We start from the raw sequence: 12,022 nt of genomic DNA on the forward strand, positions 1-12,022 counted from the left end.
TTTTCTCAATTAAAATAAAATAAAAACAAAGAACAGCACTAATACCTAAAATAATACCTACCGAATTTTCATTACCAAGTTCACTACCTGACCTGGTTATTTGTGTAAAGTCGGTGTTGGATAAAATATAGATACTTGCAATTACACCCGAGTAAACAAAGCTAGCCCGAAATCCTTTTTATTTTCACTTGTGAATCCAAGTAGTTAATTAGCGAAAACATTAGCGTGAAAACAAGAAAAATTGTTGTGAATTTAGTAATAGCAGTACCCTGGTTAATAGCATAGAAAGCCGAGAATAAACAAGAGAAAATGAATAATAAATACACCAATAAGTAAAACTTAAACCTCAATCTTTTCTTATTCAATAAGAAAGCCGCCCATATTAATGCAAGCAATAACACGGCTATCCCATTACTAATTACATTTAACCCCTCCTGGTATGTAAATATATAGATACTAAGAATATAAAAGAATATTATAGAATCAATGATTTTATCTAATCTAATTTCATTCATAACTGACTCCATTCCTTACCAAAATAATATTATTCCTTAAAATCATGAGTATCCAGCCAGAAGGATCAGTAAACCGTGCAGCCGCAGTTAAATTATTCATTATTTTTAAGTGCAAAATTTCCTCCGGTTAAAAAAATAGATTCGTATTTCTTAATAATATGTTTTATATCAAAAACGTCCGCCCTATTCCCTGTTTTATTTACTTCAATATGGGATGCAATCATTTCCTTCGCTAAAGATTTGTAGTCGCCCTCTTCAGAAAGATTCCCATACTCATTTCCTCCTAAAATTTCATATGGTCCACTTTTACAATTTGTCGAAACTACTTTCACACCACATGCTAGTGCTTCTAATAATGTATTAGGAAAACCTTCCCATCTTGACCAGAGAACAAATACATCCGCATTCTTGTAATAGGGATATGGGTTGTTTTTAAACCCAACAAACGAAACCTTTTCCCTCATTCCTAACACATTAACTTGAGTTTGTAGAGTACTTTTCAATTCACCCTCTCCCAATATAGTTAGGTGAGCATTTGGGATATTTTTAGAAACTATAGTAAAGGCATTTATTAGCGTATCAAATCCTTTTTGTTGAGTAAGCCTTCCTACTGAAAGAAAATTAACCATTTTACCGTAGTATGGACTTATTCCCACTGACATTTCCCTTATGTTATTTATGTCTAATGGATTATATATATATTGAATATTTTCTCCTTTAACATTTGAAAAATGCATGATGTCATTTTTCATTTCATCACATTGTGCTATTATTAAATCAGCTTTTGGATATAAATACTTATATAAGAAAGTAAACATTTTTTTATTTCTTCTAATATCTTTGGAGGGTGTGTTGGCTTCCCTAACAATAATTTTCGGATTCCCTTTGATAAAATACTTAATAGCTAAAACGGCTATATTTAGGTGCCCCATAGTTGAGAAAATCACGTCAGGCCTAATTATATTTAATACTTTTATTAGGGGAATCAAAGAATTTCTAACTCTTGTAGTATTTAAGTCGACCACTTCTATATTTTCAGGCAAATCACGTAAATATGGTCCTTCTTTTTTCAACAAAATCAATTTTATATCGAATTTATTTGGATCCAAATTTCTAATAATATTTACTGTTACTCGTTCCGCTCCGCCCCCCCTTAAAGAAGGAATTAGAAAAGCGATTTTCCGTTTCATACCTTCAACTCCTCGTACTTATTCAGCATGAAATTTTGATAACTTATAGCAGATAATGAGATATCATAATTTGAATTCACTATATCAGAATAAGTATTCCCTCTCTTTTTAGACTTAGCAAATTTCAATATATTTTCGGCCCAATATCCGGCATCGTTATTAAGGGATATACTTTTTATTAATGATGTTATCTTAATTTCCTCTGTAATATTATTTGATACAATACATGGTAGTCCGGAAGCTTGAGCTTCAACTAAGGTAACAGGTAAACCTTCAAATAACGAAGGAAAAACAAATACATCCATTGCTCGTAGTAAATCGGGTATGTCAGAACGAACACCTGTAAAAATTACATTACTTGACAAGTCTAATTTTTTAACCTTTTGCTGTATTCGTTGTTTTTGTTCTCCATCACCAACTAGTACTAATACAGAATTCCTGTTTCGAAGATATACTTCATTAAATATATCAATTAAAAATTCATGATTTTTCTCTGTACCGAATCTCCCTACATGTCCAATTACAAACTTCTCGCTTACTCCCAACTCTTTTCTCTTCATCTTTCTTTTTTCAAAATCAATTATGAATTCTTTTGTATTAATCGCATTATTGATAACAAAAAAGTTATCCTTTTTAGATGTCTTTTTTCCAAACAACCAAATTCCCGCTGAATTTGAACAAGCAAAAAAATAGTCAGCAATATATCTAATTGGGTATTGCAATAAGTTTTTTACCACCGATGACAAGCCAATCCCCGATGAAGTACTATGACTGTGTGATATTGTTAGTAATCCATTTTTTTTTGCTAAGCTCAAATAAATAGATGCTGTACTCCTGACATGACCGTGAATAATCTTATATTCAGGATATTTTCCGAAAAATGATTTCCACGCTTTCACATAGCCAATATGATTTTTTCCGTTATATCGCTTTACTTTATAAATGCGTCCCCCTAACGAAAGAATTTCTTGGGTATAATCATATACACCATCTCCATGAATTATGAAATCAAATTGTAATCTATTACGGTCTATCGATCTATACAGGTTCATAACCATAGTTTCAGCTCCCCCACGATTCAATTCGCCTAAAACATGGAGTATTCTAACAGGTTTTGTTTCCATATCTAATCTTCTTCTTTCCATCTAATTATTATGATATACTCTGTTAAAACTCGTCGCAGACTATCCACTACTACTTCCCTTCAACAGATTATCTATTTCTTTAACATAAGCATTTACGACTATATCTCGTGAGAATGAATTCTTAACCCTACTTCTTCCAAGGGCACCCATTTTCTTTCTCTCTTCATTATTTAGCTTTATGAACAGTTCAATTTTCGAAACTAAATCTTCCATCTCACCAGCTTTATACACATATCCCGTGATACCATCCTCAACAGTTTCTTTACAACCTGAAACATCGGTAGTTATTATTGGTCTACCAGAAGATGCACTTTCCAGTAGAACATTTGACATACCCTCCCCGTATGTCGAAGGATGAATGGTACAATGGGATCGTTTAATGAAAGGCTTTACATCTCTTTGACTTCCATGGTAATTAATAATACTTTCTTCCTGCAGTTCCTGAAGTACTTTTTTGTAAGACATTTCTGTTGGTTCAATAAAGCCTATGATATTGAACTCTGTATACTCGTATTTTTTCTTGATTATTTTTGCTGCTTCAATATAGTCATCTATCCCTTTGTCCTTTAATACTCTTCCAATATAATTGAAAACTATTTTTTCCTCATTACTTGGAAAAGGTTGTAGAGGAAATGGGGTGATATTAACACCCGATCCTGGAATTAGTTCACATTTCCCTGTAACTAAATTACTTTCTTTAGCAAGTTTCATGTTTTCCTGATTCTGAAAGAAGACGCAACTAGATTTCTTAAATGATTTTTAAAAACAAATAGAGAATAAACCGTTTCGTAAAACCTTTCTTTTTTATAACACTACCCAAACCGGTAACATTACTTATATATGGAATTTTTAGTACCGACGCCGCTATGCCAGCATATATATTAGGCTTGGCAGTATAAGTTAAAATCACGTCAGGTCTGTGCTTTTTAAGTAGTTTATAATAATTAACAAACAATTTAAAATCAGTAATAACATTAGTTCCCCTTCGATCAATCTGTGTGTCAATATATTTAAACCTTATATCTTTCATTAATTCTAGTTTTTCCCCATTTGGGCAAGAGATTAATAATTCGTATCCCTCGTCAATTAACCCTTCAATTAGTTCTTTCCTAAAGCAATACACATCATCATCATGGTTTGTAAACAATGCTATTAATTTTCCAACGTTCCCCATATGCCCTCCAATATGATATTTATATAGGCTTCGAATTCCTACTCGACTCAACCTTAACAACTAAATCGGAACTGCCATCTTTTTTTATTACTGATATTACCGTTTCGATCATAGTCTTAATCTCGCTAAAGATACTGAAACTCAATATACTTCTAAGGTTATATTTCATTTTTTGAGGTAATACCTCATTGATATAAATATCATCAGCGTTATTGACGTTAGCCATTAGACTTTCTTCGTTCTTATACAGAATACTAGCCTTTGAAGTTACACCTGCTGGAAGTAATAAAGTAGCTTTCATCTCATCTGTATACATTTCAACGTATTTTACTACCTCAGGCCTTGTTCCGACAAAGCTCATATCGCCTAAAATAATATTTATTAGTTGTGGAATCTCATCTAACCTGGACTTTCTTAACAACCTACCAACATTTGTAACCCTAACATCATTTTTGGTAGTTACTTGTGTCCCTATTATGTCAGCATTGTTTACCATTGTTCTGAATTTCCAGATTTTGAATTGATTACAATACTGAGTGACTCTTATTTGACGAAACATTACAGGACCTTTTGAGTCTAATTTTATTGCAATGCTTATTATTATAAATAGAGGGGATAGGATAATAAGCAAAAAAACAGCAACAGTAAAATCAAAAATCCTTTTAATGAATAAATCAAATCTTTTTTCATCTAAAACGTCATAATACTTTTTAACCTTATCGTTTTGCAAGATATCCGGTAAGTCATTCCATTTCCTAAAAACCAATTTTGCTTCCCCCCTCTGCTATTCTATTCAGCAACCATTACCTTCCTTAATCTTCAATTATGGAAATGAAATTCTTGATCACATACTCCACATCCTCATCACTCAACAAAGTATGAAGCGGAAGCGAAATTCCATTTGCATACTGTTTGTAAGCATTCGGATAATCCCTAATATCAAACCCTAAATTCTTATATGCTGTAAACATAGGCAATGGCTTATAGTGGACATTACAGGAAACTCCGGCTTCTGCCATTTCAATAACAATATCATTTCTTTTTTCTTCAATGATTTCAGGGATTCTTATTAAATAAAGATGACCTGAAGAAGAAAAGTCCTCACCATAATGCTGTAGACTTTGAATACCTAACGGCAAAAGTGCTTTATCGTACATTTCAATAATTTCCTTACGCCTCTCTAACATTTCTTCATATCTATCCAGTTGCATTAAACCAATACTCGACATAATATCCGTCATATTACATTTGTAGGCGGTGTACACAATGTCATATTCCCATGCACCTTTTTGTGTTTTTGCTAGCGCATCTTTCGATTGTCCATGAAGGCTATACAACATGTATTGCTTATAAAGCCATTCATCATCTACATTACGGTCATTACGCCATACAACTGCTCCCCCTCTGCTGTTGTGAGATTCTTTACTGCGTGAAAAGAAAAACAAGTAAAATCGGCAACTTGCCCACTTTTCATTCCTTTTCGCTCTCCGCCAAAAGAGTGTGCAGCATCAGCCATAATAATGACCCTATTATATATGCGTTGAATTTCGTTTTTAGGATAAAACAGATCTCTTTTGCTTTCGACAATCTCATATAAAGTATCGTAATCACACATCTTCCCGGCTATATCAACAGGGATGATTGCTTTCGTCTTCTCAGTAATTGCAGCGGCTAATTTTGAATAATCCATTTCAAAAGAATCTGGAGCTGTATCGACCAAGATAATTTTTGCCCCAACATGTTCGATAACGGAAGCGGAGGCCGTATAGGTATAGGCTGAAGTAATCACCTCATCACCTGGTCCAATCCCTAAGATTCGAAGAGTCAGTTCCATTGCAGCAGTTGCAGAATTTAAACATATGGCTTTATTCGTACCTACATAATCCGCTATTCTTTTTTCGAATTCTTTCGTTCTATATCCGGTTGTAATCCAACCTGATTTTAATGCTTTTGTTACCTCTTCAATTTCCATATCTGTAATATCTGGTGGGGAGAAAGGAATAACTCTTAATTTAGTTTCAATCATGTTCATACCCTCGCTTTATTTGGTTTTAGTTTTAAAGCATTAAATATCTTGGGCTAATCAGAAAAAACAAAGCATATAAAAGACCCACCAAAAAAAATGAAATTTATATCTTCACTGTACTTTCCTTCACTTTCTCGGCCATATACTCCAACAACTGCCCCCGCATTTCCTCATTCAGCAATGCAAATTCAATAGTCGTTGTTATAAACCCTAACTTTTCACCAACATCAAACCGCTTTCCTTCAAAATCATAAGCGAATACGCGTTGGACTTGATTTAATTTTTGGATTGCATCTGTTAACTGGATCTCTCCGCCTGCGCCTTTTTCATGTTCTCCTAAATACTTAAAGATTTCGGGAGTAAGCACGTATCTACCCATAATTGCGAGATTCGAAGGGGCAGTTCCTAAAGCCGGTTTCTCTACAAAGTTTTCCACTGCATATCTTCTACCGATTTGACTGGATGGTTCAATAATTCCGTAGCGATCTGTTTCTTCATCTGAAACCGTTTGAACACCTATAACAGATGCGTGTGTTTCTTCATATTGTTCAATTAGTTGTTTAAGTCCAGGCGTGTCAGCAGTTACAATATCGTCACCAAGTAGAACAGCAAACGGTTCATCTCCAATGAATTTCCTTGCACACCAAACTGCGTGACCAAGCCCCTTTGGTTCTTTTTGGCGAATGTAATGGATGTCTACGTTGGATGATTGTCTCACCTTTTCAAGGATATCGAATTTCTCTTTTTGGATAAGGTTCTCTTCCAGTTCAAAATTGTTGTCAAAGTGATCTTCAATTGCACGTTTACCTTTTCCGGTTACGATGATGATATCTTCGATACCAGATGCAATCGCTTCCTCAACAATATATTGGATTGTCGGCTTATCAACGATAGGTAGCATTTCTTTCGGCATTGCTTTCGTTGCAGGCAGGAAACGTGTTCCAAGACCAGCTGCCGGAATGATCGCTTTACGCACTTTTTTGTTCATCATTTATTCCCCCTTATTACTTAACCCCTTGCAGGATGGCATCTTCCAAGTCAGCAAGCCTTTCTTTAGCCTCTTCCTCAGTTTTACCCTTTGCTGCAAAGTAGAATTTACATTTTGGTTCTGTTCCTGAAGGCCGAATACATACCCATGAACCGTCTTCAAGCTTGTATTTTAGGACATCGGCTTCTGGCAATTCAATCTGGCTTTTCATGCCCGAAGGTAGTTCAGTAGCTATTCCAATTTTGTAATCTTCAATCATCTCAACTCGGATGCCGCCTAATATTAATGGAAAGCTTTCTCTAAAACTGCCCATTATCCGGTCAATCTGTTCAGTGCCTTCTTTTCCTTCAAATGTAACTGAACGAGTTTCTTCTATATAATAGCCAAACTCCTCATATAGCTTGGTTATTATTTTCAGCAACGATTTTCCTTGTGATTTATAAAAGGCTGCCGCCTCCGCGATTAAAACTGCCGCTTGTATAGCATCTTTATCCCGGACGAAATCACTTACAAGGAAGCCGTAACTTTCCTCGAAGCCGAAAAGGAATGTATGTTCTTTTGATTCTCCAAACTCTTTAATCTTTTCTGCGATGAATTTGAATCCGGTTAACGTATCCAACGTTTCAAGCATATATTTTTCAGCAATTGCCCGAGCCAATTCCGTCGTGACGATTGTTTTCATGACGACACCGTTCCTTGGCAATGTACCTGCATTTAGCCTCTGTTCTAACAAATAATTGATCATGATTGCGCCAATTTGGTTGCCTGAAAGGAGAATGTATTCTCCCTTCCCGTCCTTCACAGCGACGCCCAAACGATCTGCATCGGGATCAGTAGCCAATAAAAGATCCGAATGATTCTTTTTTCCATATTGAATGGCTAATTCGAATGCAGCTGCTTCTTCCGGATTAGGAGATTTAACTGTAGTGAAATTGGGATCCGGTATGCATTGTTCTTCAACAAATACCACATCTGTAAAACCGAACGCGGAAAATGCCTGTTGTGCGGGAATGTCCCCGTTCCGTGAAGCGCAGTAAATACAATCGAAAGATCTCCTTTATCAGCAGTCGTATTAAGTTGAATCGTCTGTAGCGCATTTATATATGACTGGTCAACTTCATCTCCGATATAAGTAAGAAGCCCTTCTTCCACAAGTTGTTCATGATCCGCTACTTCAATAAGGAATTCCGACTCGGCTTGCTTCACATAGTCGACTACGATATCTGCGTCTTCCGGAGGTAATTGGGCCCCGTCTTCCCCATACACTTTCAACCCATTATATTGAGGTGGGTTATGGCTCGCGGTAATCATCACTCCCGCAAATGTTCGTAAGTGTCTGACTGCGAATGATAATAATGGCGTTGGGCGCAAGTCCTCATATAAATATACTTGGATGCCTTGATGCCCAATTGTCTTCGCAATCTCAAGTGCAAATTCACGGGACATATACCTTGAATCGTATGCAATGACGATTCCTCTTGACATCGCTTGTTCACCTTGATCTTTTATGAACATGGAAAGGCCGTATGCTGCCTTTCTCACTGTGTAAATGTTCAATCGGTTAGTTCCCGGTCCCATTAGTCCACGCATACCGCCAGTCCCAAACTCCAGTTCTTTATAAAAACAATCTTCCATCAATTTTGCATTTGATAGGTTACTATATAGTTCAATTTTTAACGAATCACTTTCAGGCAATTGTTTTAGCCATTGATCCCGCCTTCGTTTCCATTGCATGTCAGTAGATCCTTTCTGTTGGATAGTTGACTATAAGTTACGGCTTTCAGCCCCCACAACCACTTCCGTTTCATATCCTGGTTTATTTAACAACTTAAACATATTCGTCTTATACTGCTCGACACCCGGCTGATCGAACGGGTTTACGCCGAATAGGTAGGCACTCATTGCGCATGCTTTTTCGAAGAAGTAAACAAGATAACCAAATGTGTAAGCTTCCATTCGAGGGATTTCAAATACGAGACCAGGCACGCCGCCATCTACGTGGGCTTTTAGCGCCCCTTCAAACGCTTTGCTATTCACGTCGTCAACTGTTCTCCCTGCAAGATAATTCAGCCCATCGATATCGTCTTCATCTTTATCAATGCGGATATCGCAGTTTGGCTCTATCACTTTTACTATTGTTTCGAAAAGATTCCGTTGACCTTCCTGGATATATTGGCCGAACGAATGCAAGTCCGTCGAAAAATTACCGGATGCAGGGAAGATTCCTCTTCGGTCCTTCCCTTCACTTTCGCCAAATAACTGTTTCCACCATTCCGCGAGATAATGCAGCCCCGGTTCATACGTGACAAACATTTCAATTGCCATCCCTTTTTGAAATAGGATGTTGCGAATAACCGCGTATTGGTAAGCGGCATTCTTCTCAAGCATCGGGTTATTCAATTCAAGCTGGGCGCGCAATGCACCTTCCATGATTTCATCGATATTGATACCACTAACCGCAATCGGAAGGAGTCCGACAGCCGTCAAGACAGAGTATCGCCCACCTATATTGTTTGGAATGACGAAGGTTGTGTACCCTTCTTTATCTGAAAGCGCTTTCAACTCTCCGTTCCGCATATCAGTCGTTGCGAAAATCCGGCTCTTCGATTCTTCTTTTCCATATTTCACTTCAAGCAGCTTACGGAAAATCCGGAATGCGATTGCCGGTTCGGTCGTCGTCCCTGACTTCGAAATGACATTGATGGAGAAGTCTTTGCCCTCAAGCAACTCGATGACATGTGACATATAAGTCGAACTCAAGTTATGGCCGACGAAAATCACTTGGGGGTTCCCCCTCTTCCCCTCTGACAATAAATTATAGAAACTATGGTTCAACATTTCGATTGCAGCACGCGCACCAAGATAGGATCCACCGATTCCGATTACAAGCAAAATATCACTGGTTTCTCTTATTCTTGCGGCAGTATGTTGAATGTTTTTGAATTCATCACAGTCATGATTTTCTGGTAGGTCAACCCATCCGAGGTAATCACGATGGGTGCTTGACTCACTGTGGATTTGTTCATGAATCGAGCGTACGGAATGTTCTAAAAAAGATACTTTATAATGGCCAAAAATACTGGCTCGCCTTCGAATAGTCAAAAGTAATATGTGCCAACAATTCACATCCTGTCTATTATTCTTAAACTGTCATCCCCATTTGAGGCTCAACAACTTTTCGATTCGCTAATCCCACAAGCGTCTCCCTCAACTCATCGACTTTCATATCAAGTAGCCTGTCCAACACATCCTGTTGCTCAAGCTCACTAATGGGTGTTGCCTTCCCGATATAAATCTTCGGAAATACATATTCGCTCTGCCGTTCACTTTCATCCAATAATTCCTCGTACAACTTCTCGCCAGGTCTGATTCCACTGAATTCGATCTTAATTTCATTTTCGTTGTAACCTGAAAGGTGGATGAGGTTTTTAGCCAAATCTACAATCTTTACTGGTTCGCCCATGTCAAGGACAAACACCTCACCGCCGCGTGCCAGTGTCCCTGCTTGAATGACAAGTCTGGATGCCTCAGGAATTGTCATAAAATAGCGGGTCATTTCGGATCCGTCACCGTCACTGGACCACCTGCTGCAATCTGTTTCTTGAAAAGAGGAACGACGCTTCCTCTTGATCCCAACACATTGCCAAAACGAACGGCCGCAAATTTTGTTTTGCTGTTCTTTGCGATGTTTTGAACGACCATTTCTGCAAAACGCTTCGTAGCGCCCATTACATTCGGTGGATTCACCGCTTTATCTGTCGAAACGAGGACGAAATGTGGGACGCCGAACATGTTGGCGGCCTCTGCCACATTTTTCGTACCGAATATATTGTTCTTCACTGCTTCCATCGGGTTAGCTTCCATAAGTGGGACGTGTTTATGCGCTGCCGCATGGTAAATCACGTCCGGTTGGTGCTCGGATACAATGTCGAAGATGCGTTGTCGATCTTGGACATCCGCGATAACTGGAACGAGTTCAGTCTCGGGTGAAACTTTTTCTCTTAGTTCACGTTCTATTAAGTAGATCGAATTTTCACCATGTCCAAGCAAAATAAGCTTTTTTGGTGTAAACCGATTAACTTGACGGCAAATTTCTGATCCGATGGAGCCGCCCGCTCCTGTGATCATGATTGTCTTGCCTGTCAACTTGTTCGCGATTGCTTCCATGTCAAGTTGCACTTCATCGCGTCCAAGTAAATCCTCGATTTTGACATCATGGATATCAGTGACGGACACTTTTCCCGTCATGATATCCTCGATGCGAGGAATCGTTTGGGTTCTCGCACCTGTGTCCATACATATTTTTACTAACTCCGCCATCCGCTGCCTACTAACGGAAGGCATTGCAATAATGATTTTTTCAATTTCATTGTCTTTTACGAATGCTGGGATATTCTTCGTATCTCCCACTATTTTTACACCGTAAATCTCAAGACCACGCTTTTTCGTATCATCGTCGAGGAAAAGAATCGGCCTTATACCGCAATCGGGATTCTGATGGATTTGTCTAACAATCATACATCCGGCTTGTCCAGCCCCGATTATCATCGTTCGTTTTGCAGCCGAGTCTTCATAATGAAGGAACGTATCCCGATAAATCCGCCATGAAAGACGCGATCCACCAATGAGTAGAATATGTAGCATCCATGTAATTGCAAGTGCCCTATAATTAATATTCTGGGCGATAATCAGTTGTACCAATGCTACTACCACAATCGTCAACGATACGGCTTTGCAAATTGACTTCAACTCACCTATTGAGGCATACATCCATGCCTTTCGATATAATCCGAAATACCATGCAAATAAGTGATGTGCAATTTGAATCGTTAAGACACTAACAATTAGCAATTTGTTTGCAAATAGATTGATCGTAGGACTCAGGATATAATACCCAATGTATAACGAAAACAAGACAATAGTAGAGTCTACGAAAAAGAGCACTGTCAATCTGTTCTTAATTGAAATACCTCTCACATCCTCC

6 protein-coding genes and 4 pseudogenes are annotated in these 12,022 nt (G+C 37.9%); all 10 read right to left on the reverse strand.

Features of this window, described 5'->3' with window-relative positions; translation table 11 throughout:
* Positions 1-607: 607 nt before the first annotated feature.
* The 10 genes and pseudogenes from QNH10_RS19940 to QNH10_RS19985 all read right to left on the reverse strand — a co-directional run bounded on the left by QNH10_RS19940 (position 608) and on the right by QNH10_RS19985 (position 12,006).
* Positions 608-1,705 carry a glycosyltransferase gene (locus QNH10_RS19940; RefSeq protein WP_283732973.1) on the reverse strand — a complete coding sequence of 366 codons (1,098 nt, stop codon included), beginning with the start codon at positions 1,703-1,705 and terminating at the stop codon, positions 608-610.
* Positions 1,702-2,829, reverse strand: coding sequence for a glycosyltransferase family 1 protein (locus tag QNH10_RS19945; protein WP_283732974.1), 1,128 nt, complete (start codon positions 2,827-2,829; stop codon positions 1,702-1,704). Before QNH10_RS19945 ends, QNH10_RS19940 begins: the two co-directional genes overlap by 4 nt.
* A gap of 60 nt (positions 2,830-2,889) precedes the next feature.
* Positions 2,890-3,561: a glycosyltransferase gene (locus QNH10_RS19950; RefSeq protein ID WP_283732975.1), complete on the reverse strand. Its 672-nt coding sequence runs from the start codon at positions 3,559-3,561 to the stop codon at positions 2,890-2,892.
* A gap of 37 nt (positions 3,562-3,598) precedes the next feature.
* Positions 3,599-4,024, reverse strand: coding sequence for a glycosyltransferase (locus QNH10_RS19955; protein ID WP_283732976.1), 426 nt, complete (start codon positions 4,022-4,024; stop codon positions 3,599-3,601).
* Between the two features lie 19 nt (positions 4,025-4,043).
* A complete protein-coding gene (locus QNH10_RS19960; RefSeq protein ID WP_283732977.1) occupies positions 4,044-4,790 on the reverse strand; it encodes a sugar transferase in 747 nt (248 codons plus the stop codon).
* A gap of 46 nt (positions 4,791-4,836) precedes the next feature.
* Positions 4,837-6,050 (reverse strand): annotated as a pseudogene (locus QNH10_RS19965) (DegT/DnrJ/EryC1/StrS family aminotransferase).
* A 103-nt stretch (positions 6,051-6,153) separates the two neighbouring features.
* Positions 6,154-7,041: a UTP--glucose-1-phosphate uridylyltransferase GalU gene (galU, locus tag QNH10_RS19970; protein ID WP_283732978.1), complete on the reverse strand. Its 888-nt coding sequence runs from the start codon at positions 7,039-7,041 to the stop codon at positions 6,154-6,156.
* Positions 7,042-7,054: 13 nt separating this feature from the next.
* Positions 7,055-8,772 (reverse strand): annotated as a pseudogene (locus tag QNH10_RS19975) (phospho-sugar mutase).
* A gap of 30 nt (positions 8,773-8,802) precedes the next feature.
* Positions 8,803-10,159: pseudogene (locus tag QNH10_RS19980) on the reverse strand (glucose-6-phosphate isomerase).
* A 21-nt stretch (positions 10,160-10,180) separates the two neighbouring features.
* Positions 10,181-12,006 (reverse strand): annotated as a pseudogene (locus QNH10_RS19985) (polysaccharide biosynthesis protein).
* Positions 12,007-12,022: the final 16 nt, after the last annotated feature.

This window comes from Sporosarcina thermotolerans (assembly GCF_030067815.1).
Classification (GTDB): domain Bacteria; phylum Bacillota; class Bacilli; order Bacillales_A; family Planococcaceae; genus Sporosarcina; species Sporosarcina thermotolerans.